The following is a 26,966-nucleotide window of genomic DNA, read 5'->3' as shown; positions in this document are numbered from 1 at the left end:
AAGAGTAAGACCCCTTGAAGACTACGAGGTAGATAGGGCTAAGCTGTAAGTGCTGTAAAGCATTCAGGTGATAGTTACTAATAGGTCGAGGGTTTGACCAATGTGGTTTGGTTGCTGGATAACAGATGGATTACTGAGAATAAGTTATTTGCATTCGGTACGCAGTTTTCAAGGCACGATATTTGATCTATGATCATAAACTTTATATCGAAGCTTTTTAAACAATCAGATTTGTATCTGGTTGTTTTTTTGTTCATAACATAGTTTAATAAGTCTAAATGGAATATAGATCAATAAATATAAAATGGAATACATATTAATAAATGTTGATTATAGTTGACTAACTGATAAGTGAGGCATGATAATATCGCAGACAAACGAGTGGCATGAATAGCTGCTCTTTTTTTGTACTTTCGAAGAATATTTTATGGAGATTATATGACTTATATATTTGGTTTTATTGTAAATGGTGTGCTTCTTGGTATAGGTCTTGCTATGGATGCTTTTTCGGTTTCACTGGCAAATGGACTTAGAAATACAGGTATGAACAGACGGGAAATGACCCGTATAGCAGGTTGTTTTGCACTTTTTCAGTTTCTTATGCCGATTATTGGATGGGGGTGTATACATTCTATTGTTCTGTATTTTCAATCATTTCAAAAATATATACCGTGGATAGCACTGCTGTTACTTTCCTATATCGGCGGTAAAATGCTTTGGGAAGGTTTTTCATGGAAGGATGATTCAGAGGAGAATAAAACAGATTTAAATACAAACATTGCTATAGGGACACTGATCATGCAGGGGATTGCTACTTCTATAGATGCATTGTCTGTTGGTTTTACTATTGCAGATTATCATGCTCCTGAAGCATTTGTTACTTCATGTCTTATTGCTGTTACAACATTCATCATTTGTATGTTTGGACTTAAGATAGGCAGAATTGCGGGGACAAAGCTTAGTGGTAAGGCTAACATCTTAGGCGGGCTAATACTTATAGGAATCGGGATAGAAATATTTGTAAGCAATATGTTCTGACTAATTTGTAAACACCGGTAAAATCGGATTATTATGGATGGCGACTTTTGATAATAATACTGAGGAAACACTGATTATATCAGTGCTTTATTAGAGCCTCCGGCATTGGGACACGGATTTTCAAAGGAAGTTGATGCTGCGCATCGAAAATCCGGCTAGGGAAACGCTTTAATCAGCGTTTCCCTAAATATCGAAATCCAATTCAAAGGGTTAACAGAGCTAAGACGATAGAGATAATAAAATCAAAGGTTTGTTATATTCAATTGTATTACTATGAATTAATTGATATGATAATACTGTCAGCAATTCTTTGAATTCTGACATTTTTATTTCATTACGATGGATTTATGGATGAGCCGTTAAGATGTATAGATATAAATACTAATAAAATACTGATTATATCAGTGCTTTATTAGATCTTCCGGCGTCGGGGCACGGATTCTCAAAGGAAATTGATGCTTCGCATCGAAAATCCATCCAGGGAAACTCTTTGATTATTGTTTCCCTAATGATAGGAATATAAGAAAACGGCTATTATGCATGAGTGATATGGAGTATAGCATGGCGATGTCTAACAAATCCGGGGATACAGGAGATAGTTGGCACGGGCAGGTTCAAGAACTGAGTGCAGGCAGGAGGATGCTTTGGACGGGGAATGAGGACTTCCCCTTTATTTGTTGTGAGGATGATCTTGAACAGGTAGAGATTCCCTGGCATTGGCAGGATAAAATTGAAGTAGGAATAGTGCTTCAAGGATCTGTTGAAGTATCAGTTGAAGCTGAAAGATATACATTAAGTGAAGGCGATGGGTATTTTGTGAATTGTGATGCATTAAACTCATGCAGACAAATTACGGATACCCCCGGAAAATGCAGTATCAGGATTTTGATATTTGACCCTGCTATAATCGGTGGGAGTGATAATAATGTATTTTACGACAGTTACGTAGACCCGATTATAAAAAACAATGCACTTAAAGGACTTTTCCTTTCTAAAGACGAACCATGGCAGAAGGAAATCATAAGACTTGCCGAGTGCTGTATTGAATACTGTATTTCTTCTGATGAAGATATAGAAAATAAAATCAGAAATACATTGCCGCAAATGCTTTTTTTGCTTGCATCACACAGCACATCTGATATGAGACTTATATCAGGTAAGGAAGCTAAAGATGCTGAGCGCATCCGAATGATGCTTTCGTATATAGATGAGTTTTATCGGGAAGATATCAATGTAAAGATCTTAGCCGACAGTGCTGAGATAAGTGAGTCTGAGGTCATGCGTTGTTTTCACAATATGCTTGGAACCACTCCGATTCAATATGTTAAGAATTATCGTATCCGTAAGGCAGCGGAACTGCTTAAGGTTTCGGATGATAAAATAGTAGATATCGCTATCGAGTGTGGTTTTCAGGATATGAGTTATTTTGCAAAATCATTCAGAGAAGCTAAGGGGATAACGCCAACGGATTTCAGAGCATTGTACAAAAAGTGCGATGAGGCTGAAAGCCAGGACTGATACCGGGATGTTTATGAAGTGATAATGGCAAAAAACATTCGTCTGTTGGTAAAGCTTAATGAAGCATTCTTTTGATGGATTCTGGTTGCATTAAATCTCCAAATCACAAATATGAAGGGTTGAAATGAAGGGGAAGATTGCTGCATATCTTAGGATATATACTGATATTAGGGAACATATCACTAATGGCGATTACAAATTCGGAGATAAGCTTCCTTCAAAAAGGATGATGGCGGAGGACTCCGATACCAGCGTTATAACTGTTGAGCATGCGTATGACCTTCTTGCAGATGAAGGATATATTGAGGCAAAAGAGCGAAGCGGATATTATGTAAGTTATATGTCTGAGGATTCATTTCCTGTAGGTGAGGAAAGAAATATTGAAGCATTTTCGGAAAATGCAGTTACGGACAAGTATGAAGAAAGTCTTGATTCATTTCCGTTTTCGGGGTTCGCGAGAACCATGCGTCGTGTTTTGTCGACACATGGTGATAAGATACTTGAAAAATCACCAAATGACGGTTCATTATTTTTGCGTGACAGTATTTCGAGGTATCTGCAGAGAAGCCGTGGGATTCATGTGAAGAATGATCAGATAATAATTGGCGCTGGTTCGGAATATCTTTACGGCCTGATTGTACAGATGCTTGGAAGAGAAAGGCTGTATGCATTGGAAGACCCTTCATATGAGAAAATAAGAAAGGTCTATGAGGCTAATGGCGTTACCTGCGAAGCATTAAAACTTGGTACTAAGGGTATACATTCAAGTGAACTCAGAAATACAACCGCCGATGTACTGCATGTTACCCCCTTTGACAGTTATCCAAGCGGTGTTACGGCTACAGCAGGAAAGAGAAGAGAGTATATAGCCTGGGCAGAGAAGCGTGGAGCTATTATAATAGAAGATGACTATGCTTCGGAGTTTTCGACATCTTCAAAATCGGAGGATACATTATTCTCTCTCGAACCGGAACGGACGGTGATTTATCTTAATACATTCACAAAGACGCTTTCACCTGCAGTCAGGATAGGCTATATGCTGCTTCCCGGGGAGCTGGCAGATGAACTGAAGAGAAAGATTGATTTTTATTCATGCACTGTGCCTATGTTTGATCAATATGTATTGGCTGAGCTTTTGAACAGTGGTGATTTTGAAAGGCATGTGAACAGGGTACGAAGGAGAAGACGTCAGGCTTTAAGCGGCAATGATTAAGGAGGGGTTATGGGGATTCTTAGAAATATTAAAACAACACATTTTTTCTGGGACTTAAGTAATGAATTTCTGCATTTACTTGGAATTGCAGGCCTTATTTGTGCAGTGGATCAGATGGTTAAGAGCGCTATAGATACAGAACCTGAGGACAATTTTCCGAGAGATATGCCGCATACGAAAGGGTATATAAAGATAATGCGTGCTCATAATCCGGGATTTTCCAGAGGTCGTTTGGGAGAATATCCGGAGCTTGTGAAGAACAGTTCCATAGCAGCGGTTGGATTTCTCGCAGGCGGACTTCAGTATCTGACAAGCTTTTATCCTAAACAGTATAAGTTGAAGAAGCTGGGGATGGCCATCGTAATAGGAGGAGCATTATCCAATGTTCTTGATCGTATAGTTAACGGAAAAGTAACGGATTACCTTAATATAAGAGTAAGTGGGCTTAAATCACTCATAGTTAATATCGGTGACATCGCCATATATGTTGGTGGAATAATCTATATTATTTCCGCTTTTATAAAAAAAGAAGATTGATTCGTTCAAAACAGGGTTTTTATTGATGTTTCGGCGCCTTTTCCTACAGGAAGGGGCGCCTTTATCGGTTGTCAGAAAGAGCCGTATTTGTTATAATATCGTTTGCTGTTTTCATCACTTGCAGAATTGTAAAGCATAAAGAATAAGACGTGATAAGCAGTAAATATTTACACAAAGGAAGATATTCCAATGAACAACAAGCTGAAGGGCGCACTCACACTGCTCTTAGTGCTGGCTATCACAGCCGGTTTCTGTTTTTTGGGTGTGAACGGTGCCAAAGACATTAAGCTGGGTCTTGATCTGAACGGTGGTGTTTCCATCACATATCAGACAGTGGATCCAAACCCTACATCGGAACAGATGTCCGATACAATCTATAAGCTTCAGTTAAAGGCGCAGGGCTATTCAACAGAAGCGCAGGTATATCAGGAGGGAAGTAATCGTATAAATATCGATATTCCCGGTGCAACTGATGCCAATGAGATTCTTGCAGAGCTCGGTGAGCCGGGTACACTGCAGTTCGCAGACAGTAACGGAAACATCCTTCTCACAGGAGATGATGTAAAGAATGCTACTGCCGGCATGGTAAACAACAATGGTACAAATGAATATGTTATCGAACTCATATTCAACGAGTCCGGTGCAACCAAGTTCGCAGAAGCTACTGCAGCCAATGTAGGAAAGCCTATTTTCATTATCTACAATGATAATGTTATCTCAGCTCCTACAGTACAGGAGGCTATTTCCGGCGGACAGGCGTCTATCACAGGCCTTACAGACTATGATGAGGCAACACGTATTGCGTCAACCATACGTATAGGTGCACTTCCGGTTCAGCTCACTGAGCTTCGTTCCAATGTTATCGGTGCTACACTCGGACAGGAGGCTATTTCAACATCACTTAAGGCAGGTGCTATAGGTCTTGGCCTTGTTATGCTGTTTATGATAGCACTGTATCTTCTTCCGGGATTTACAGCATCACTTGCACTTGTTATGTATACAGGCCTTGAGCTTGTTATCCTCCAGGCGTTTGAGGTTACTCTTACACTTCCCGGTATTGCAGGTATCATTCTTTCTATCGGTATGGCGGTTGATGCCAATGTCATCATCTTCACACGTATCAAGGAAGAGCTTGGCCTCGGAAACAGTGTAGAGAAGGCTATCAAGGCTGGATACAGCAAGGCTCTTTCAGCTATCATCGATGGTAATGTTACAACACTTATCGCTGCAGCGGTTCTTTATCTCAGAGGTTCAGGTACTGTTAAGGGATTTGCTTCAACACTTGCCATCGGTATCGTTATCTCACTTATCACAGCTCTTTTTGTGACACGTTCACTTCTTTGGAGCTTTGTACAGTTTGGCGCTACAAGCCCTAAACTTTACGGCATACGTAAAGAGATCAAGATCATTGATTTCATCAAGTTCCGTAAGATTGCATATACTGTATCAGCAGTTGTAATCATTGCAGGATTTGTATTCCTTGGTACTAACAAGGCTACTATCGGAAATCTCTTCAACTATGATCTCGATTTCCAGGGTGGTTCTTCGACAAATGTAACCTTCAATGAAGATCTTTCACTTGATGATATTGATGCCAAGGTATCTCCTATATTTAAGGATGTTACAGGCGGAGATGCATCAGTACAGGCATCTAAGGTTTCAGGAACAAACGAAGTGATTATCAAGACACGTACTCTTACAACAGAGGAGCGTAAGGAACTGTATCAGAAGCTTGTTGATGAGTTCTCGGTTGATGAGGAGAAGATAACAACAGAGAATATCTCCGGAGCTGTTTCAAATGAGATGAAGGCAGACGCGGTTTGGGCATTTATCATTGCCATCATCTGCATGCTGATCTACATTTGGATCAGATTTAAGGATATCAAATTTGCATCCGCATCAGTTCTTGCGCTTACACACGATGTTCTGATTACAGTTGCTTTCTATGCCGGACTTAAATGGGCGGTAGGTTCAACATTTATCGCATGTATTCTCACAATCGTAGGTTATTCTATCAACGCTACCATCGTTGTATTTGACCGTATCAGAGAGAATCTTGCTGATCCTGCTATGAAGAAGGATGTTGCTGCCTGTGTTAATACTGCTATTTCACAGACACTTACACGTTCTATCAATACATCACTTACAACCTTTATCATGGTTATTGTACTTTTCATCTTTGGCGTTTCATCCATTCGTGATTTTACTATGCCGCTTATGGTTGGTATCGTAGCCGGTGCATGGTCATCTATCACTATTGCAGGTCCGCTTTGGTTTGACCTTACAAACTGGGCTAAGAAGAGGAAGGCTGATAAGACCGCAAAAGATAAAGCCGACAAGCTTCAGGCCAAGGCAGCCAAGAAGGCAGCAAACAATTAATAAACTTTAATAATTACAGAGCAAGCTATGGACTTGACGTAATTGGAATATTTTTATAAATTAGAGACCGACTCTCAGGAGTCGGTCTTTTATTATGTGCTGTGCATCATCAGTGAGTGACGAATACTTTTGACACTCACATCATTATGTATAAGTAGCAGTACTTATTACCATGGCGCCGGGCTGCTTTCCCGGAGTGCCTTTCGCAGAACTAAGAAATAGAGGTTCAAAAATGAAATATGAAATCGTAAAAACCAGCGGCCGTGCAAAGTCGGCGCACATGGAGACGGTACACGGCTCCATCGAGACACCTGTGTTCATGAATGTAGGTACAGTTGCCGCCATCAAGGGCGGTGTTTCAACAGATGATCTTCATACCATAGGAACTCAGGTTGAGCTGTCCAATACCTACCATCTTCATGTTCGTACCGGTGATACTCTTATAAAGAAGTTTGGCGGACTTCACAAGTTTATGAAGTGGGATCGTCCTATACTTACAGACTCAGGCGGATTCCAGGTTTTTTCACTTGCAGGAACAGGACGTAAGATAAAAGAAGAGGGTGTGTATTTCAGCAGCCACATCGACGGTCGGAAGATATTTATGGGACCTGAGGAGTCTATGCAGATTCAGTCAAATCTCGGGTCAACAATAGCAATGGCCTTTGATGAATGCCCTCCTGCGCTCGCAGACAGAGACTATATTCTTCCATCTGTTGAAAGAACAACCAGATGGCTTGAGAGATGTAAGAAAGAAATGGCGAGACTTAACAGCCTTCCTGATACAGTTAACAAAGAACAGCTTCTTTTTGGAATCAATCAGGGCGGAGTTATTGATGACATTCGAGTACAGCATGCAGATATCATCAGTAAGATGGATCTTGACGGGTATGCTGTGGGAGGCCTTGCTGTTGGAGAAACACATGAGCAGATGTATCATATTCTTGATGTTGTTGTTCCGCATCTTCCAAAGAACAAGCCTACATATCTTATGGGAGTAGGAACACCTGCCAATATCATTGAGGCTGTGGACAGAGGCATTGATTTCTTTGACTGTGTATATCCTTCAAGAAATGGAAGACACGGTCATGTATATACACATAAGGGTAAGATGAATCTGTTCAATCAGAAGTATGAGCTCGACGAAAGACCTATCGAAGAAGGATGTAAGTGTCCTGTATGTGCCGGAAGCAAGAGAGCGGACGGAACATATACAGGCGGATATTCAAGAGCTTATATCAGACATCTTATGAAGGCAAAGGAAATGCTTGGCATGCGTATGTGCGTTCTTCATAATCTGTATTTCTACAATCATCTTACAGAAGAAATTCGTGATGCTATCAGAAATGATAATTGGGACAGTTGGAAGAATGAAGCGCTTGATAAGCTCGGAACCTATGACAGGGGAGAGGAATAACTTCATAAAACCTTTGGGGGAACGTTGATTAGATCAGCGTTCCCCCAAGTTGTTTTAAGCACAAAATATGTTTTATTTTTTTCGTTTGTTCTGATTAAGACACCAAATATACCATAGTCCCTTGAGCAAAAGGTTTTCGTCAAGTATCATCTTGTGTTTTGTATATTTGGTAATGACATGGGCGATGCCTCCTGTGGCTATGATGCTGGGATTCTCGATCTTAAGTTCAGCTGTGAATCTGTCAATGATTCCATCTAAAGCTCCGGCAGAACCATATATGATTCCGGCCTTCATTGCATCCATGGTCTGAGTGCTTATGGTCTTTTTGGGCGGTGCCAGATCGACTGAGGGAAGAAGGGATGTGCCACTGGTGAGTGCATCCATTGATAATGTCACACCCGGCATGATGATGCCACCTATGTAAGCGCCTTCTGCATTGACAACAGTTACAGTTGTTGCGGTCCCCATGTTTACTATGATAGCAGGAAGAGAGTAAAGATTTTTGGCTCCGACAGCGGCAGAAACAAGATTTGCGGCTATTGTACCCGGATCATCAATTTGAATGCGTATGCCTGATTTTACGCCGGCTCCCACCATAAGAGCATTCTTGCCGGTAACAAGCTTTAAAGCATCGTAAAGAACATCCATAAGAGGGGGAACAACGCAGGAGATAATTACTCCGTCGATATTCTTCTCTTTTAAATGGGTCAGACTCAGGATGCGGTCAATGTCGGATGCATATTCGTACATGGTCTTTTTTCTATTGGTCTCAAGACGTACAACGGGTTCAATGACTATACCTTCATCTATACATCCTATCTTTGTGTGTGTATTGCCACAATCAACAGCTAAAATCATAAGGCCTCCAATACTTTAATAATAAGAATATAACGCAACAGCTGCGACATTGCAAAAAAATATAGAAATTTGTGAAAAAATGATTTTCGTAAGAATTAGAGCACGGAATTAGGTTTGAACACAGAAAAAAATTATGTTATCATGACATTAATAGTATTAGACGGGATAGAATGATGAGTGTAATTGTAAACATACGTGTGGCTTTTTGTGCCATCGGTGAGGGAAAGTAGCATTACACTCAAAACATTAATGAAATGGGGAAATAATGGCGGCAATACTCTATGAGTCAATCAACAGCGGGGACGAGAAGCTTGACGTCGGGTTGGATTGGCACGATGAACCTGAAATTATATATTTTAAAAACGGACATTATAAGCTGATGCTGAACCTGAAGGAATATGAGATAACTGACGAGTGTTTCTGCATTGTCAATGCAGGGGTCATTCGAAAGCTTGAATCTCTTGATGATAAGGGAGTTGAGTATTCCATAAAGGTTGATCTGAATGAACTATGTTTTAAAAAAGAAACCGATCCTGTAAATGAATCCTTGCTATATCCATTAAAGGACGGTACTATAAAATTCTCGGAATTTATAACTGTATCTGATTTCGGTTTTCTGCAGATATTGAGATCGTTTAATGATATGGTGCGTAGATATCGCGAGTTTGGAACCAAAGGTACAACTGATACGGTAAGTGTGAGAAAGTATGAGCTTAGTTCGGTTTCTGATCAGCTTATGGTTAAGGCAGATCTTCTGCATATCATTGCGCTGATTGAATCCTTCGGTATGGTTCAGGATAAAGAGGATTTGGATGCCGAGAAGCAGGTAAGGGCTATTAAGGATTCAATCAATTATATCCGTGACCACTATAAGGAAAAGCTGTACATACGTCATCTGTCAGAGCTTACAGGGCTGAATGAACAGTATTTTATCAGATTCTTCGGAAGTGTTACGGGAGTTTCACCTCTTGATTATATCAATCGTTACAGGGTTGAACAGGCTTCTAGACTTCTCAGGGATACTGATACACATGTATATGAGATCGCAGAGGACTGCGGTTTCCACAATATCGGAAACTTCATAAAGATATTCCGCTCAGTGACAGGAGAGACACCACACAAATTCCGTAAGCAGTTCGGTAAGGAGGATTAACAGGTATGACATTTTACTATCCTGCAAAGCTTGGAAAGAAGGCTGATGGAAGTTATAGAGTAGAGTATTTTGATCTTGACCAGTGCTATGGTGAAGGCGCAACAGAGGAAGAGGCTCTGGCAGATGCAAGAGCCAATGCCATTGATTGGATTCAGCTTGAACTGGCCGATACAAATGATCTTCCGGGAGTGACACACAGAGATGATATAGTTCTCGCTCCGGATGAAAGATTTGTTGAAATGATGATAATTATGCCTCGTGAGGGGTGGGATGAGTGAAGGTGTTCGCATCAGCGAACACCGGAACGATATGGCCCGAGCAAAGCTCGGGTTCCGAAGGAATCAGGTGAGGCATACAGAGCCGAACCTGACCGGCGGAGCGCAGGCGGGGATGGCCAAGTAAAAGGTGTTCGCCGGAGCGAACACCGGAACGATATGGCCCGAGCAGGGCGCTCCGGTAAAAATCTAAAACAGCCCTCCTAAGAACCACTAGGTCTCGGCAATTCTGAGTTTTTTCTGATAAAAAACTCAGAATTGCCGAAGGTGTTAAGGAAAAATATTCCAAGTGGTTCTAAGGGGGCTATTTTGTTTTTTTAAAACCTCAGCTTAACGTTATTAAATGGGCAACATCCCGCTCTGTTTTTTCCCCGGTTTGAAATGTATTTTTACTTAACAGATATGTGGTATGGGGATCTAATTTATCCTTGCGAAACACTTTCTCCTATGCTATATTATTTCGGAACTTGAGGACGGCACTTTACGGAGGAACTATGATAACTCTTCTTGGAAATGCATTGGATATGAAAGGAAGTGGCTTGAGAGGCCTTGGTATTTTCATTTCCGGATTTCGAGTTCTTTTCATTTATTTAAAAAATATCATAAAGAGTGATTGTAAGAATGCCGTTTATGACATGAACGGTTTGTTTAATATTCCAGACTTGATAAATGTATTGTTTACATTTATTTGAGCCTGGTTTTTTTATGCCTGAAATCAGACTTTATGATATAGCAACACAGTCAGGAGATTTAGATGAAAGATGTTGAGTTCAAGATACTGACCAATGAACCTCTCACAGGGGACATCTTCAGGATGACATTGGACGGTGATACAAGTGATATCAAAAGACCGGGACAGTTTGTGAACATTGAAATTCCCGGACGCTATCTGAGACGCCCTATATCTGTATGTGACTGGTCTCAGGACAGACTTACACTTATCTATAAGGTGGTGGGTGAAGGAACTGAAGATATGAGTTATATGGAGCCGGGAGATTACATTAAAGCTCTCACAGGCCTCGGAAATGGCTATGATCTCAGAAGAATACCAAAGAATCCGGTCATTGCAGGAGGTGGAGTTGGAGTCCCTCCGATGTATGCTCTTGCAAAGGAACTAAAGAAGACGGGAATCACACCATATGTGGCATTGGGATTCAATACAAAGTCTGACGTTTTCTATGAAGCGGAGTTTAAGGAACTTGGTGTGCCTGTAAATGTTGCGACCGTTGACGGAAGCTACGGTGCCAAAGGCTTTGTAACCGACATCATCGGAGATCATGATTATGCTCTTTGCTGTGGACCGGAGCCGATGCTCAAGGCAGTTTATAATGTGGTAAAGGATGGTCAGTTCAGCTTTGAAGCACGCATGGGCTGCGGATTTGGCGCATGCATGGGCTGTAGTAAGAAGACCAAAAACGGATTTAAGCGTGTCTGCAAAGATGGACCGGTATTTATGATGGAGGAGATAGTATGGTAGATATCACAACGGAGCTTTCCGGAATCAAATTAAGCAATCCTGTGATCCCTGCCTCAGGAACCTTCGGATTCGGAAAAGAGTATTGGGATCTGTATGACCTTGATATGCTGGGGTCTATATCCTTTAAGGGAACTACTGTGGAGGAGAGATACGGAAATGAACTTCCACGTATCGCCGAGTGCTATCAGGGAATGATCAACTCGGTTGGACTTCAGAATCCGGGAATGGATGTAGTCATCAAAGATGAAATACCTCAGCTTGCAAAGCATTTCCATAAGCCTCTCATCGCCAATATTTCCGGTTTCAGTATTCCTGAATACGTTAAACTTGCCGAGGCCATGAGCGAAGTTAAGGAAGTGGGTATACTTGAGGTTAATGTTTCCTGCCCGAATGTTCACGGAGGCGGGATGGCTTTCGGAACCAGCAGCGAGAATGTGGCGGAAGTTACAAGAGAAGTCAAAAAGGTTTCAAAAAAGCCTGTCTATATAAAACTCAGTCCCAATGTTACAGATATAGTTTCTATAGCCAAAGCGGCAGAGGAGGCAGGGGCAGACGGACTTGCGCTTATCAATACACTGCTTGGTATGAGGATAGACATCAAGCGTCGTCAGCCTGTGATACACAACAAAATGGGAGGTTTTTCCGGCCCTGCAATCTTCCCTGTGGCAGTCAGAATGGTTTACCAGGTAAGTAAAGCTGTAAACATACCTGTTATCGGAATGGGTGGAGTTTCCAGCGCGAAGGATGTTGTGGAAATGATGATGGCAGGAGCAAGTGCGGTAGAAGTCGGAGCTGCCAATCTCGTTGATCCGTTTGCATGTCAAAAAATCATCGAAGAACTTCCGGAGGTTCTTTCGGAACTGAAGATAGAGAAAATAAGTGACATCATCGGATGTATAGAATGACAATGTTCGGGCAGGACATAAAGCATCAAACCATCGTTCAAGCGCATGTTTTGATGTTTTTGACCCTTACATCATAAATATTTTAATCAATATATAAGTGCGAAGGAAGGATAAGAGGATGGGTAAAGATGTTATCATCGCGCTGGATTTTCCAAGTGCAGAAAAAACATATGAGTTTCTTGATAAGTTTACAGGCAGAAAGCCTTTTGTGAAGATCGGTATGGAACTCTTCTATGCAGAGGGACCGGGTATCGTTAGAGAGATCAAGAAGAGAGGACATAAGGTTTTCCTTGACCTGAAGCTTCACGACATTCCAAACACCGTAAAGGGCGGAATGCAGTCTCTCCGTGATCTTGGAGTTGATATGACCAATGTCCATGCTTCCGGAGGTATCAAAATGATGCAGGCAGCCGTAGAAGGACTCACAAGAGAAGATGGAACAAGACCTATCCTTATCGCGGTCACACAGCTCACTTCTACTTCCCAGGAAATGATGACTGATGAACTTCTCATTGAGCGTCCGATCGCTGATGTGGTTGTAAAGTATGCTGCCAATGCCAAAGCCGCAGGTCTTGATGGCGTAGTCTGTTCACCTCTTGAGGCAGGACGCATACATGAGGAAATAGGGGCTTCATTTATGACTGTAACTCCGGGAATCAGATTTGCGGGAGATGCAAAGGGCGATCAGTCAAGAGTTACCACACCTGAAAAGGCAAAGGAAATAGGATCGGACTACATTGTAGTTGGACGCTCTATCACAGCTGCGGCAGACCCTGTGGAAGCATATGAAAGAGCGATGAGAGATTTTGTAAACTAAGGAAACACTGATAAGGAGAAAAACATGGCAACTAAAGAAGAAATCGCAAAGGCACTTCTGTCAATCAAGGCAGTATTCTTAAAACCGGACGATCCGTTTACATGGGCATCCGGAATCAAGTCACCAATTTACTGTGATAACAGACTTGTTCTCAGCTATCCGGAAGTTCGTACTCTTATCGAACATGCCATCGCAGATAAGGTAAAGGAACTCTATCCTGAAGTTGAAGCCCTTGAGGGAACAAGTACAGCCGGCATCGCACATGCCGCAATTGCAGCAGACATTCTCGGACTTCCTATGGGGTACGTTAGAGGCTCTGCAAAGGATCATGGTCGTAAGAATCAGATTGAGGGCCGTCTTGAAAAGGGTGAGAAGGTCGTTGTGATTGAAGATCTTATCTCTACAGGAGGATCTGTACTTGATTGTGTAAACCCTCTTCGTGAGGCGGGGGCAGAGGTTCTCGGAATCGTATCAATCTTCACTTATGGAATGCAGAAGGGCATCGACAGACTCAAGGATGCCAATGTTACAAATACATCTCTCTGCGATCTTGATACTCTCGTAAAAGTTGCCGTACAGGAAAACTACATTAAACCTGAGGATGAGGCAAAGCTTCTTAAGTTCAGAGACAATCCGTCAGACGAGTCATGGAGAAACTGAAAGGAGATAAATCATGCAGACCAATGCAAGAAGTATCATAAACATTCTGGATCTTTCTGTTGAGGAACTGGATCATCTTATGGATCTCGCAGATGATATAGAGCAGAATCCTGAGAAATATCAGGACAGATGTGCACATAAGCAGCTTGCTACACTTTTTTATGAGCCGTCAACAAGAACAAGACTCAGCTTTGAATCTGCAATGCTTGCTCTCGGCGGTCAGGTTCTCGGGTTTGCAGGCGCATCAAGTTCAAGTGCATCAAAGGGAGAATCTGTTGCAGATACCATTTCCGTAATGTCTAACTATGTAGACATTATCGCCATGCGTCATCCCAAAGAGGGTGCTCCGGTTGTTGCATCTATGCACACAACTGTTCCCTTCATCAATGCCGGTGACGGTGGACATTTCCATCCGACACAGACTCTTGCCGATCTTCTCACCATAAGAAGAACAAGAGGTTCACTTAGCGGTCTCACACTGGGACTTTGCGGTGATCTGAAGTTTGGACGTACTGTACATTCTCTTATAGATGCAATGCTTCGTTATCCGGATAACAAGTATATCCTTATTTCTCCGGAGGAACTTCGTATTCCTGAATATGAGCTTGAAAAATTAAAAGAAGCAGGCGTTGAGTTTGAGGAGACCAAATCCCTGGAGGATGCCATTCCGAAGCTTGATATACTCTATATGACCCGTGTTCAGAAGGAGAGATTCTTCAATGAAGAGGATTATCTGAGATTGAAAGACATATACATTCTTACACCGGATAAGCTTCAGAAGGCAAGGAGTGACATGGCTGTTCTTCATCCGCTTCCAAGAGTAAATGAGATCTCTGTTGCTGTGGATAAGGATCCGAGAGCTAAATATTTCTATCAGACATTGTGCGGGAAACAGATGCGAATGGCTCTGATTTTATATCTTTTAGGTCTTGATAAGTAAGGAGGTACAGGATGAACGTAGATGGAATCGAGAATGGTATAGTACTTGATCATATAACAGCCGGAAAGGCGATGATGGTATATAAATATCTTCATTTAAACAAGCTTGGTTCACAGGTGGCTCTCATTCAGAACTGTACTTCACATGTGATGGGGAAGAAGGATATCGTCAAGATATCAGAAGATCTGGATATCGATCTGGATGTTCTTGGGTACATTGATCCTGGTATAACGGTCAACTATATAAAAAACGGTAAGAGAGTGGAGAAGAAGACATTATCACTTCCGGAGACACTTACCAATGTGCTTAAGTGCAAGAATCCACGCTGCATTACTTCTATAGAGCAGGAGCTTCCACAGGTGTTTAAGATAGTGGATCGTTCCAAAGCACAGTACCGCTGCATTTACTGTGACACAGTAGTGAAAGGCGAAGAGCTGAACTGAGAAAACCGGGACTGTGGGTTTTGCAGTCTCAGAATGGCTGTGTTGAAGTATTGAGACGTGCAAAATAGTATGAATATACGTGAGTTGTTTTATTATCCGGTGGTCCTTTGGGCTGCCGGATTTTTGATGTGGAGCATCGGTTTTCCTGGAAATCCGTGCTCCGACGCCGGAGGCTCTATGGAAACAATGATTTAATCGGTGTTTCCATAGTTAATTGACATTAACTTCTATTCAAACTAAACTTAAAAAGCTGTAAATAAAACAGACAGATAATTAGTGTTTTATGTAAATACCGTACGTGAACCGGGAGAATGCTGATGGTGACATTTACCTGGTGCGGAGCATTTATGACATCAAAGAAAGAGCGACTATGGATAATAATAAAAAATATAAAGGGCTGGTAGCATTTGACCTTGATCATACACTTCTCGATCACAATACCTGGAAGATAACTCCATCTGCCATGGACGGCATAGAAATGCTCAAGCAGAACGGGTATCTGGTGGCTATTGCCTCCGGGCGGGATATGAAAAATCTGATGTCCATAAAGTATCTCAGGGAAGTGAACCCCGATGCATTGATTCATATGAACGGAACCATGGTTGAACTTAGGGACAGAGTTCTGATGGACAGATGCATGGATAAAGAGCTTTTGAAAAGAGTTCTTGATTTCTGTGAGAAGGAACAGCTGCCTATAGGGGCACGCATAGACGAAATAGATTATTTTTGTCATCCTGACAAAGTGCTTTCTTTTGACGCAGGATACTATGGAGTTGACTTCAAAAGACATTTTGATGATCCTGAGAAGCTCCTCAAACTTCCCACAAGAGCATTGGCCTACTATGGAGACAGAGATGGCGGCAGAGAACTGCAGTATGAGTTCCCTGAACTTAAAGTCATGATGTTTTCAAAGAATTTCGGGGCTGACGTGGTTGAAGCTGAGTACAGCAAGGCAGAAGGAATAAAGCGCTTATGTGTTCATTTCGGAATCAGTCTCGAAGATACTTATGCATTTGGAGACAGTCTGAATGATCTTGAGATGCTGGAGAAGGTCAAAGTCGGTATTGCAATGGGTAATGCCGTGGAGGAGACCAAAAAGTCTGCGGATTATGTCACCGATGATATAGATAAGGACGGTATAAGCAAGGCACTGAAACATTTTGGATTGATATGATGATGCAAGGCGCAAAAGTACCCGAGTTTTGGGTGTTCAGCAGCACAACTGCCTTTATTTTTTAATCGAATGAGCCATGTGGCTTTGAGTGTTTCAGAGGAATCTGTAAGGATTCCTGCTCCATGTGCACGAATGTGTGCGTTGGCACTAATCAGTGAGTGGCAAATATTCTTGACACTCACGTCATATTTTGGAGGATATTTTTATGAATAAACAACTTTCAATGCTTCGTGAAGAGATGAAGCAGGCAGGTATAGATACATATCTGATTCCCACAGATGATTTTCATCAGAGTGAGTATGTAGGGGAATACTTCCGTGCCATACGTTATCTTTCAGGATTTACCGGAGAAGGTAATCTTGTAGTGACTATGGATTCGGCGGCTCTTTTTACAGATGGCAGATATTTTATTCAGGCCGAGAAGGAGCTTGAAGGAAGAGACATTACTCTGATGAAGATGGGAGAGCCGGGAGTTCCGGAGCTTAGAGATTATCTTGTGGATAAGACTCCGGCAGCAGGCAGACTCGGATTTGACGGGCGCTGTGTGGATAATGAAACAGGTACTGCACTGAGAAGAAGACTTGACGAAAAGGAGGCTCTTGTATATGCGGAAGAGGATCTGGTAGGAAAGATCTGGGAAAACAGACCTCCTCTTGCTTCGTCAGGGGTTTGGATTCTCTCTGAAAAATATACAGGAAAGAGTGCTGAAGAAAAGCTTTCAGAGCTTAGAAAATACATGAAAGATAAGAATGCACAGGTTCATATCGTCACAAGTCTTGACGATATCGCATGGATACTAAATCTTCGTGGCGATGATATACCATGCAATCCTGTTTTTCTCTCATATCTTATGGTATGCGAGGATGGAGCTGTACTCTACATGAATAAAGCTTCTTTGAATGATGAAGTTTCTGCATATCTTTCTTCTTTAAAGGTTGATGTGAAGGACTATGACAGTTTTTATGAAGACGTGAAGTATTTAAAAAATGTTACGGTTCTTCTTGAAAAGGCAAAGACAAATTACAGAACAATCTCCAATCTTGATGAGTCTGTAAGTGTTGTTTCTGATATGCTTCCCAGCTCAAGATGGAAGTCAAGAAAGAATCCTGTAGAGATTGAAAATATTAAAAAGGCTCATATCAAGGATGGAGTTGCTGTAACGGAGTTTATTTATTTCATGAAGCATGCTTTCGATGAAAACGGAAAGCTTACCGGGGATGCAAAAACTCTTCTTGGTTCCGAAGAAATCAACGAATGGAATGTGGCAGCAGTGCTTGAGAACTTCAGAAAAGCACAGGAAGGCTACATTGAGCCAAGCTTCACTACGATATCTGCATATGGTCCGAATGCGGCACTGCCTCATTATGCGCCTACAGCAGAAAGCTTTGCCGAAATTGAGCCACGCGGACTTTATCTTGTTGATTCCGGAGCACAGTTCCCGGAGGGTACAACGGATATCACAAGAACCATGGCTATGGGGCCTGTGACAGATGAGGAGCGTAAGCATTTTACAATGGTGCTTAAGGCGCACCTGAGACTTTCTGATGTTAAATTCCTTCAAGGTTCTTCGGGTATAACGGTTGATCTCGCCGCAAGAGAGGTTTTTTGGCAGGAAGGTATGAACTTCAATCATGGAACCGGACACGGTGTCGGTTTCTGTCTGAATGTTCATGAGAGACCCAATGCAATACGTTTCCGCAAGCTTCAGGGACGAATGGAGGATGAACCTCTTTGTGAGGGCAATCTGACTTCTGACGAGCCGGGACTTTATATCGAAGGAAAGCATGGAATCAGAACAGAGAATCTGACACTTGTAAAAAAATGGCAGGAGAATGAGTACGGAACCTTCTACAGATTTGAAATTGTAACAATGGCACCGATAGACCTTGATGCCATTGATTTCTCAATCATGGAGGAACGGGATATCAGACTTTTAAATGCTTATCATAAGGATGTGTATGAAAAGCTTTCACCTTATTTCAGCGGCGAGAAACTTGAGTGGCTGAAGTATGTAACCCGTGAAGTTTGATATAAGGAGAGCGTTTTGGAAAAAGAAGCATTATATTATCAGACACCTTACGTGAAAGAGTTTGATGCTGAAGTTTTATCCTGTGAAGCAAGCGGCGATAAGTATCTTGTTGAGCTCAGTGTTCACGGATTCTATCCTGAAGGCGGCGGACAGGAAGCGGACAAGGGTACTATCGGAGATGCCGTGTTGACAGATGTTCAGGAAAAAGCTGTCAAGGATCCTGAATCCGGTGAAAAGCTTTGTGACGAAAAGGGTAATGCTATAGTTCGTATTCTTCATACCGTAGACAGGGCTCTGGAGACAGGAAAGACGTATCATTGCGTTATAGACTGGGAAAGGCGAATGCGCAATTCCAGAAATCACAGTGGTGAACATATCGTATCAGGACTTGTTCACAGGCATTACGGATATAACAATGTCGGTTTTCATATGAGCGATGTCATGACCATAGATTTTGACGGTGCACTCACATGGGAACAGCTCATGGAGATAGAAAAGGAAGCCAATGCTGTAGTACTTGAAAACAGACCGGTCAGAGAACTGTGGCCGGACGAGGCTGAACTTCAGGATATTGACTATCGGTCGAAAAAGGCATTAAGCGGTGACGTGAGACTGGTTGATCTTGGAGGCGCAGATCTCTGTGCATGCTGCGGGACTCATGTGATGACTACCGGTGAGATCGGTGCTATCAAGATCCTGTCTGTTCTCGGGCATAAGGGAGGCGTTCGTGTTGAACTCTTCTGCGGTACCGATGCCCTTTCTGACTATGCCGGCAAACATGAACAGCTCCTGGAGCTTTCCCATATGCTTTCTGTTGCACCGTCAGAGGTTAAGGATGCGGTAAAACAGACAATGGATCAGAGCTTTCAGAAGGACAGACGTATAGCGGAGATAAATCAGAAGTATTATGCCCTGAAGGCGGAGATGATGAAGGATTTTACCGGAGTTCTGGTGGATGTGGAGGAAGGCATGAATAATGTCGAACTCCGGAAGTGCTGTGACTATTTCATGAAGAACACCAAAGCTTCCGTCATAGGAGTCTTCGGGCAGAAAGACAGTGTGAAAGTCAAGGGAGATACTGCTTCTGAATGGAATTATGTCATTGGCTCTGAGACTGTGGATGTCCGAAATATGGCAAAGACGTTTAATGCGGAAGTAAACGGACGCGGAGGCGGACAGAAGGAAATGATACAGGGCAGTGCGTCATGTACGGAAGAAGAGCTCAGGAGAGCGATGAACGAGGTTTTTTCATGATAAAAATGCCTCCTGTAATGTGATCGCCTGAGCCGTGTACTTAGGCAGGACGCGAGACTCAATAAGAAAACAGTCTTTGAGTATATGAATGCCGGTGCTGACCGGTGATTGGCACGAACTTTTGATGCTTAAATCATTAAATTTTTTTATATTGCTACAGATGGGCTGTGTGTTATAATGTTCGCGTGTTTTGTAACGTGGTGTTATAGATTAACTCAATAGGAGAAAAAACATGATTAGAATTGGTTTACTTGGTTACGGTAATCTTTCACGTGGTATCGAGAGCGCTATCAAGCGTAATGAAGATGAGGAGCTTGTTGCAGTATTTACAAGACGTGATCCTTCTTCTGTAAAGATCAATACAGAGGGTGTGAAGGTTGATACAGTTGACAATATTTTAAACTACAAGGATCAGATTGATGTTCTGATGATCTGCGGAGGTTCAGCAACAGATCTTCCAAAGCAGACACCGGAGTACGCAAAGTATTTCAATGTCATTGACAGTTTTGATACTCATGCCAGGATTCCACAGCATTTTGCTGCAGTTGATGAGTCTGCAAAGAACGGCGGAAAGCTTGCGATGATTTCATGCGGCTGGGATCCGGGAATGTTTTCTATAGCAAGAATATATGCCGAGTCTGTGCTTCCTGAAGGAAAGCATTATACATTCTGGGGCAAGGGCGTTTCACAGGGACACAGTGATGCGGCACGCCGCGTTCCGGGTGTAAAGGATGCACGTTCTTACACTTTACCTGTTGAGGAGGCTATGGATGCTGTAAGAAACGGACAGCAGCCTGAGTTTACAGCAAGACAGATGCACAAGAGAGAGGTATTTGTGGTTCTTGAAGATGGCGCAGATGCTGCAAAGGTTGAGGAAACCATCAAGACCATGCCGGATTACTATGCTGACTATGATGTTACAATCCACTTTATTTCTGAGGAAGAGATGAAGAAAGAGCATGCAGCTCTTCCACACGGTGGTTTCGTTATGCGTTCAGGAGTTACCGGCAACGGACAGCAGCATGAGTTTATCGAGTACAGTCTGAAGCTGGATTCAAACCCTGAGTTCACAGGTTCTGTTCTTGCTGCTTACGCAAGAGCTGTAGACCGTATGTCAAAGAAGGGTGAAACAGGTTGTATCACTGTCTTTGATGTTGCTCCAAAGTATCTTAATCCAAAATCCGAAGAGGAGCAGAGACATACTCTTCTTTGATGAGGCTAAATATGAAGATTATCAACGGTTTTATGACTGCGGCAATCATGACTGCAGCAGTTTTGGCGGCTTCCGCAGGGGCTGTGTTCCCTGCCGGAGCTGAAGAATTATCGACGGGATCGCTGAATGGCTATGACTACAACTATGAGGCCGGACAGTACGGAACCGTAGATGAGTGGGTCACACAGGAAGACGGAACAGCACTTTATTGCAAGACTGATGCACTTACCGGACAGGTTATAGAGACCTATAACGGCTGGTATCGCGCTGATTCAGGAGAATGGTATTATTTCAGGAAGGGAGCAATTGCCACAGGATGGATCATAGATAACGGCAAGTTCTATTATCTTGATACAACAACAGGTATCATGGCGAAAGACAGCCATGTGGGCAATTTTTATGTCGGGGAAGACGGTGCGGCTCTTGCTGATACGACAGCGCCTGACGGAACAAAGCTTGCGTATAACGGTTCACGTATAGTTTCAAAGAAAACTTCTGATGAAGCTGTTGAGAAACTTGATGATAAAACATATCTGTATCGCGAAGCGCTTGTAAAGAGACCGGATATGTTCGCAGAGTTTTCTGAAAGATCATCAGGAAGTTATCAGATTATGCCTGAAAGTGAAAACGGTTTTTCATGGTATACATATGCGACTATGAAGCTTTATGTACGCAATGAAGATGGATCTTTTGGGGACAGGGTTTATAACGGTGACGGATGTTTCAGCAAGGATGCTGTGATCGAATATATCGACACTGATGGTTCTGTTAAGACTATGAAGCCGTCTGACCTGATTGGCTCCGGACATGAGATATGGATAGCGGAAAATATTCAGATTGATCCTGCAGGATTTATCACCTATTCAACTATCAGAAAATAATGTGAATGTTCAAGAGGAAAATATATGACATTACAGCAGTTAAAACAGGTTATCGCTGTTGCTGACTGTGGCTCTATGAATGAAGCTGCAAAGCACTTGTTTATCACTCAGCCATCATTGTCTGCGGCTATAAAGGAACTTGAAAAGGAAATCGGTTTAGAGATATTTCTTCGTTCCAACCGCGGAATTGTTATAACCGCAGAGGGCGAAGAGTTCCTTGGATATGCAAGACAAATAGTCGAGCAGTATCAGCTCATGGAGGATAAATATGTAAATGTAGGGACACGTAAAAAGAAATTTGCGGTCTCTATGCAGCATTATACATTTGCCGTTGAAGCATTCATTCATCTTGCCAGAGAGTTTGGTATGGATACCTATGAATTCGCTGTTAAGGAAACGAAGACTATTGAAGTTATAAATGATGTTAAAAATCAGACCTCAGAGGTTGGAGTTATATATCTGAATGATTTTAACAGTAAAGTCATTGGAAAGATTCTGAGAGAAGATTCGCTTGAGTTTATTCCTCTTTTTGACTGTAATATATATGTATTTATGAGTAAGAACAATCCTATGGCGAAAAAGGATCTTATAAGCATGGACGATTTAAAGGCGTATCCATGCCTGAGTTTCTATCAGGGGGAACATAATTCCTTCTATTTCGCAGAAGAGGTGCTGAGTACATATGATTACAAGCAGATCATAAAGTGTGATGACAGAGCTACTGCTCTGAATCTTATGGTGGGACTGAACGGCTATACTCTCTGCTCAGGTATCATCTGTCAGGAACTGAACGGTGATGACTATACTACCGTAAAGCTTGATACAAATGAGAAGATGACTATCGGGTATATAAAGAAAAAGAAGATACCACTCAGTGAACTTGGCGAACGATATGTTGCCGAACTTAAGAAATACGAAAATCAGGCTGTCTGATATCCAAGGAGACATTATGGATAGAAATACTATATTGATAATCATTGCTGTGGTAGCGGTACTGGCTATCATAATCGGCTATAACATCTACAAGTCTGTTAAACGTAAGAATGCAGACAAACTTTCTATGAAGATAGAAGAGGATGAGAAACTCCATATAACCCTTGATAATAAGGCAGATACCGAAGAAGTGGCCCGGATCATACTTGAAGGTCTGGGGGGATGCGGCAATGTGCTTGATGTTTCACATGATGGTGCGAGACTTAAAGCCCGGATCAGAGAGTACGGCGCAGTTGATGAAAAGAAGATAAGGACGGCCAAGGTCGGAGGTGTTCTGAGACCCAGTAAGACGGCGGTTCATATCATCGTTGGTTCCCTTGCGGAACCTGTGGAGACAGAGCTTAAGAAGCTCATTGATCCCGTAGCCTAAAACAGCATTATTCAGAGGTGTATGAGACATGCCCTCGGGTTATACCACGGTCATTTAATGCCCGTGGTTGCTTGATTTTATAGGGTGAGTTTTATATAATTAGTACGCTTTAATAATTGATTTTTAAGGAGAAAAGGCGCTGATGTTTAAAAAAGTAGATACAAACATGAACTTCGTAGAGCGCGAGAATGAGGTAGAGGAGTTCTGGAGACAGAATCATATCTTCGAGGATTCTATCAAAGAACATGAGGGAGATCCTTCTTACGTATTCTACGACGGTCCTCCAACCGCAAATGGAAAGCCTCATATCGGACATGTAGAAACTCGAGCTTTCAAGGACATGATTCCAAGATTTCATGCTATGAAAGGTGCCATGGTTCCTAGAAAGGCCGGTTGGGATACACACGGTCTTCCTGTAGAACTTGAAGTTGAGAAACAGATCGGAATCAATGGTAAGGAACAGATTGAGAAGTACGGGGTTGCGCCTTTTATTGATTTATGTAAAGAAAATGTCTGGAAGTACAAGGGAATGTGGGAAGACTTTTCCTACAAGGTAGGCTTCTGGGCAGATATGGATCAGCCTTACGTTACGTATCACGATGACTTTATCGAGTCTGAGTGGTGGGCACTTAAGGAGATCTGGAAGAAAGGTCTTCTCTATGAGGGATTCAAGGTAGTTCCATACTGCCCTCGTTGCGGAACTCCTCTTTCAAGCCACGAAGTAGCTCAGGGTTACAAGGAACTCAATGAGCGCTCAGCTATCGTTCGCTTCAAGGCAAAGGATAAGGATTTCTATTTCCTTGCATGGACAACAACACCATGGACTCTTCCGTCCAATACCGCACTCTGCGTAAATCCTGATCTTGAGTATTCAAAGGTTAAGGCAGCAGACGGTTATACATATATTCTTGCAACAGCGCTTCTTGACAAGGTTCTTTCACCGCTTGCCGCAGAAGGCGAGAAGGCTTATGAGGTTCTTGAGACTTATAAGGGAACAGATCTTGAGGGTATCGACTATGAGCCGCTTTATCAGTGCGCTGCGGATGTTGCTGCAAAGCAGCACAAGAGAGCCCACTATGTGGTTTCGGATGCATATGTTACTGCTGAAGATGGTACAGGTATCGTTCATCAGGCTCCTGCATTCGGTGAGGATGATGCACGTGTTGGACGTGAACATGATATGCCGCTCGTTAAGTTCGTAGATGAGAGCGGATGCATGACAAAGGAGACTCCTTTTGCCGGTATGAGATGTAAGCCGACAGAGAAGGAGATCGCTGAAGGCGCTATCAGTTGTGATCCTGAAGTATTAAAGGATCTTTCAGCGAGAAAGCTTCTGTTCGATGCACCTAAGTTTACCCACTCATATCCACACTGCTGGAGATGTGATACTCCGCTTATCTACTATGCAAGAGAGTCATGGTTCATCAAGATGAGCGCAGTTAAAGATGATCTGGTAAGGAACAACAACACTGTCAAGTGGTATCCGGAGACTATCGGTTCAGGCCGTTTTGGCGCATGGATTGAAAATGTTCAGGATTGGGGTCTCTCACGTAACCGTTATTGGGGAACACCGCTTAATATCTGGGTATGTAAGGACTGTGGCGAGAAGGATGCCATCGGATCTATTCAGGAACTCAGAGAAAGAGCGTATAACTACGATGATGTTCTTGCAGAGTTAAAGGCTTCCGGTAAGGAGGGCTACAGCTCGGACTATGTAGGTTATGAGCACATAGAGCTCCATAAGCCATATGTAGATAAGCTCACCTGCAAGTGTCCTAAGTGTGGCGGCGATATGAAGAGAGTTCCTGAAGTTATCGACTGCTGGTTCGATTCAGGTGCTATGCCATATGCACAGCATCATTATCCGTTTGAGAACAAGGAGCTTTTCGAGGCACAGTTCCCTGCACAGTTTATCTGTGAAGCTGTAGATCAGACCAGAGGCTGGTTCTACTCACTTCTTGCAGAGAGTACTATCCTTTTCAACAAGGCACCTTATGAGAATGTACTTGTTCTGGGCCACGTACAGGATGAGAACGGACAGAAGATGAGTAAGTCCAAGGGCAATGCTGTTGATCCTATGGATGCACTCAAGAAGCACGGTGCTGATGCAATCCGCTGGTTCTTCTATACAAACTCTGCTCCATGGCTTCCTAACAGATTCCATGACAAGGCAGTAGTTGAGGGACAGCGTAAGTTCCTTTCTACACTTTGGAATACATATGCATTCTTCGTGCTTTATGCAAATATTGATAACTTTGATCCTACAAAGTACGAGCTTTCCTATGACAAGCTTCCTGTTATGGACAAGTGGCTTCTCAGTAAGCTGAATTCGGTAGTGAAGTCTGTAGATGACAATCTCTCAAACTTCAGAATTCCTGAGGCGGCTAATGCATTACAGGATTTCGCCGATGATATGTCTAACTGGTACGTTCGTCGTTCAAGAGAGCGTTTCTGGGCTAAGGGTATGGAGCAGGATAAGATCAATGCTTACATGACTCTTTATACAACACTTGTTACATTTGCCAAGGCAGCAGCTCCGATGGTTCCGTTCATCACAGAGTCCATCTATCGTAATCTTGTATGTTCAGTAGATCAGTCAGCCAAGAAGTCTGTACATCTCTGCAGCTTCCCTGTGGCAGATGAGTCTATGATTGACAAGGATCTCGAGGAGAACATGGATAAGGTTCTGAAGATCGTTATTCTTGGCCGTGCTGCCAGAAATACAGCTGCAGTTAAGAATCGTCAGCCTATCGGTAACATGTATGTGAAGTCAGAGACTGCACTTGATCAGTTCTATATTGATATCATCGAGGATGAGCTTAATGTCAAGAATGTAAATTTCCAGGATGATCTTCGAAAGTTTACATCATATACATTTAAGCCTCAGCTTAAGACCGTTGGTCCTAAGTACGGAAAGCATCTTAATGCTATTCGCACATACCTTTCAGAGATTGATGGATCAGCTGCCATGGATGATCTTGAGAAAGACGGTTATATCAGGTTCACTGTTGACGGAGATACAGAGGTTCAGCTTACAAAGGATGACCTGCTTATCGATGTGGCAGAAAAGGGCGGATTTGTAACTGAAGAGGATAATGCACTTACAGTTGTTCTGGATACCAATCTTACAGATGAACTCATCGAAGAGGGCTTTGTAAGAGAAATTATTTCAAAGATCCAGACCATGCGTAAGGAAGCAGGTTTCGAAGTTATGGATCACATCAGGGTATATGTAAAGGATAACGATAAGATGGCTGACCTCATGCGTAAGAATGAGGAAGAAATCATGCGTATCGTTATGGCAGATACCATTGTTTACAATATGTCTCAGGGATATGAGAAGGCCTGGGATATCAATGGGGAGAACATGACACTCGCCGTTGAGAAAATTTAATCTTTAAAAGATTCATTCTAGTTTTTTGATG

Annotated in this window: 24 protein-coding genes and 1 rRNA gene; 24 read left to right on the top strand and 1 reads right to left on the bottom strand. The window is 42.4% G+C overall.

The annotated features are described in order from the left end of the window. The 7 genes from BM294_RS05805 to tgt all read left to right on the top strand — a co-directional run. A 23S ribosomal RNA gene (locus tag BM294_RS05805) occupies positions 1 to 101 on the top strand; the annotation flags it as partial. Positions 102 to 438: 337 nt separating this feature from the next. After that, positions 439 to 1,038: a manganese efflux pump MntP gene (locus BM294_RS05800; protein ID WP_091205668.1), complete on the top strand. Its 600-nt coding sequence runs from the start codon at positions 439 to 441 to the stop codon at positions 1,036 to 1,038. Between the two features lie 561 nt (positions 1,039 to 1,599). Next, positions 1,600 to 2,556 (top strand): AraC family transcriptional regulator, encoded by a 957-nt coding sequence (locus BM294_RS05795; RefSeq protein ID WP_175494542.1) that lies wholly within the window; start codon positions 1,600 to 1,602, stop codon positions 2,554 to 2,556. Between the two features lie 124 nt (positions 2,557 to 2,680). Beyond that, positions 2,681 to 3,769: a MocR-like pyridoxine biosynthesis transcription factor PdxR gene (pdxR, locus tag BM294_RS05790; protein ID WP_091205665.1), complete on the top strand. Its 1,089-nt coding sequence runs from the start codon at positions 2,681 to 2,683 to the stop codon at positions 3,767 to 3,769. A gap of 9 nt (positions 3,770 to 3,778) precedes the next feature. After that, a complete protein-coding gene (locus BM294_RS05785) occupies positions 3,779 to 4,306 on the top strand; it encodes a signal peptidase II (protein ID WP_091205663.1) in 528 nt (175 codons plus the stop codon). A gap of 189 nt (positions 4,307 to 4,495) precedes the next feature. Continuing rightward, positions 4,496 to 6,685: a protein translocase subunit SecD gene (gene secD / locus BM294_RS05780; protein ID WP_091205662.1), complete on the top strand. Its 2,190-nt coding sequence runs from the start codon at positions 4,496 to 4,498 to the stop codon at positions 6,683 to 6,685. Between the two features lie 232 nt (positions 6,686 to 6,917). Continuing rightward, positions 6,918 to 8,099, top strand: a complete 1,182-nt coding sequence (tgt, locus tag BM294_RS05775; RefSeq protein ID WP_091205660.1) for a tRNA guanosine(34) transglycosylase Tgt — start codon at positions 6,918 to 6,920, stop codon at positions 8,097 to 8,099. Positions 8,100 to 8,171: 72 nt separating this feature from the next. On the opposite strand, the gene BM294_RS05770 is transcribed toward tgt, so the two are convergent. Next, positions 8,172 to 8,957 carry a type III pantothenate kinase gene (locus BM294_RS05770; RefSeq protein ID WP_091205659.1) on the bottom strand — a complete coding sequence of 262 codons (786 nt, stop codon included), beginning with the start codon at positions 8,955 to 8,957 and terminating at the stop codon, positions 8,172 to 8,174. 265 nt (positions 8,958 to 9,222) lie between these two features. Here BM294_RS05770 and BM294_RS05765 point away from each other — a divergent pair, with 265 nt between their 5' ends. The 17 genes from BM294_RS05765 (at position 9,223) to ileS (ending at position 26,935) form a co-directional block, all read left to right on the top strand. After that, the gene (locus BM294_RS05765) at positions 9,223 to 10,110 is read left to right on the top strand and encodes a helix-turn-helix domain-containing protein (protein ID WP_091205657.1); all 888 of its coding nucleotides are present in this window, start codon (positions 9,223 to 9,225) and stop codon (positions 10,108 to 10,110) included. A gap of 5 nt (positions 10,111 to 10,115) precedes the next feature. After that, complete coding sequence (locus BM294_RS05760) at positions 10,116 to 10,388, top strand: type II toxin-antitoxin system HicB family antitoxin (protein ID WP_091205656.1); 273 nt, start codon at positions 10,116 to 10,118, stop codon at positions 10,386 to 10,388. A 491-nt stretch (positions 10,389 to 10,879) separates the two neighbouring features. Then, on the top strand, positions 10,880 to 11,077 hold the full coding sequence (locus tag BM294_RS05755) for a hypothetical protein (protein ID WP_091205654.1): 198 nt from the start codon (positions 10,880 to 10,882) through the stop codon (positions 11,075 to 11,077). Positions 11,078 to 11,139: 62 nt separating this feature from the next. Then, entirely contained in the window at positions 11,140 to 11,862 is a 723-nt protein-coding gene (locus BM294_RS05750; protein WP_091205653.1) for a dihydroorotate dehydrogenase electron transfer subunit, read from the top strand. After that, positions 11,856 to 12,767, top strand: a complete 912-nt coding sequence (locus BM294_RS05745) for a dihydroorotate dehydrogenase (protein WP_091205651.1) — start codon at positions 11,856 to 11,858, stop codon at positions 12,765 to 12,767. The genes BM294_RS05750 and BM294_RS05745 overlap by 7 nt, the downstream gene beginning before the upstream one ends. A gap of 118 nt (positions 12,768 to 12,885) precedes the next feature. Next, the gene (gene pyrF, locus BM294_RS05740) at positions 12,886 to 13,584 is read left to right on the top strand and encodes an orotidine-5'-phosphate decarboxylase (RefSeq protein ID WP_091205649.1); all 699 of its coding nucleotides are present in this window, start codon (positions 12,886 to 12,888) and stop codon (positions 13,582 to 13,584) included. 24 nt (positions 13,585 to 13,608) lie between these two features. Then, positions 13,609 to 14,244: an orotate phosphoribosyltransferase gene (gene pyrE, locus BM294_RS05735; RefSeq protein ID WP_091205648.1), complete on the top strand. Its 636-nt coding sequence runs from the start codon at positions 13,609 to 13,611 to the stop codon at positions 14,242 to 14,244. A gap of 13 nt (positions 14,245 to 14,257) precedes the next feature. Further along, positions 14,258 to 15,184 carry an aspartate carbamoyltransferase gene (gene pyrB / locus BM294_RS05730; protein ID WP_091205646.1) on the top strand — a complete coding sequence of 309 codons (927 nt, stop codon included), beginning with the start codon at positions 14,258 to 14,260 and terminating at the stop codon, positions 15,182 to 15,184. Positions 15,185 to 15,195: 11 nt separating this feature from the next. Next, positions 15,196 to 15,627, top strand: coding sequence for an aspartate carbamoyltransferase regulatory subunit (locus tag BM294_RS05725; protein ID WP_091205644.1), 432 nt, complete (start codon positions 15,196 to 15,198; stop codon positions 15,625 to 15,627). Positions 15,628 to 15,997: 370 nt separating this feature from the next. Beyond that, positions 15,998 to 16,801, top strand: a complete 804-nt coding sequence (locus BM294_RS05720) for a Cof-type HAD-IIB family hydrolase (protein WP_091205642.1) — start codon at positions 15,998 to 16,000, stop codon at positions 16,799 to 16,801. A gap of 205 nt (positions 16,802 to 17,006) precedes the next feature. Then, positions 17,007 to 18,830 carry an aminopeptidase P family protein gene (locus BM294_RS05715; RefSeq protein WP_091205641.1) on the top strand — a complete coding sequence of 608 codons (1,824 nt, stop codon included), beginning with the start codon at positions 17,007 to 17,009 and terminating at the stop codon, positions 18,828 to 18,830. 15 nt (positions 18,831 to 18,845) lie between these two features. Then, complete coding sequence (locus BM294_RS05710; protein ID WP_091205639.1) at positions 18,846 to 20,084, top strand: alanyl-tRNA editing protein; 1,239 nt, start codon at positions 18,846 to 18,848, stop codon at positions 20,082 to 20,084. A gap of 232 nt (positions 20,085 to 20,316) precedes the next feature. Next, entirely contained in the window at positions 20,317 to 21,297 is a 981-nt protein-coding gene (locus BM294_RS05705) for a diaminopimelate dehydrogenase (RefSeq protein WP_091205638.1), read from the top strand. A gap of 11 nt (positions 21,298 to 21,308) precedes the next feature. After that, entirely contained in the window at positions 21,309 to 22,178 is an 870-nt protein-coding gene (locus BM294_RS05700; protein ID WP_091205636.1) for a hypothetical protein, read from the top strand. Positions 22,179 to 22,202: 24 nt separating this feature from the next. Then, positions 22,203 to 23,111: a LysR family transcriptional regulator gene (locus tag BM294_RS05695; protein ID WP_091205634.1), complete on the top strand. Its 909-nt coding sequence runs from the start codon at positions 22,203 to 22,205 to the stop codon at positions 23,109 to 23,111. A 16-nt stretch (positions 23,112 to 23,127) separates the two neighbouring features. Then, on the top strand, positions 23,128 to 23,541 hold the full coding sequence (locus BM294_RS05690) for a PTS sugar transporter subunit IIB (RefSeq protein WP_091205632.1): 414 nt from the start codon (positions 23,128 to 23,130) through the stop codon (positions 23,539 to 23,541). Between the two features lie 142 nt (positions 23,542 to 23,683). After that, a complete protein-coding gene (gene ileS / locus BM294_RS05685) occupies positions 23,684 to 26,935 on the top strand; it encodes an isoleucine--tRNA ligase (RefSeq protein WP_091205631.1) in 3,252 nt (1,083 codons plus the stop codon). Positions 26,936 to 26,966 lie beyond the last annotated feature (31 nt).

It is taken from the genome of Oribacterium sp. WCC10 (genome assembly GCF_900113415.1).
Lineage (GTDB): Bacteria > Bacillota > Clostridia > Lachnospirales > Lachnospiraceae > Oribacterium.
This window is presented reverse-complemented; position numbering and strand designations above follow the sequence as displayed.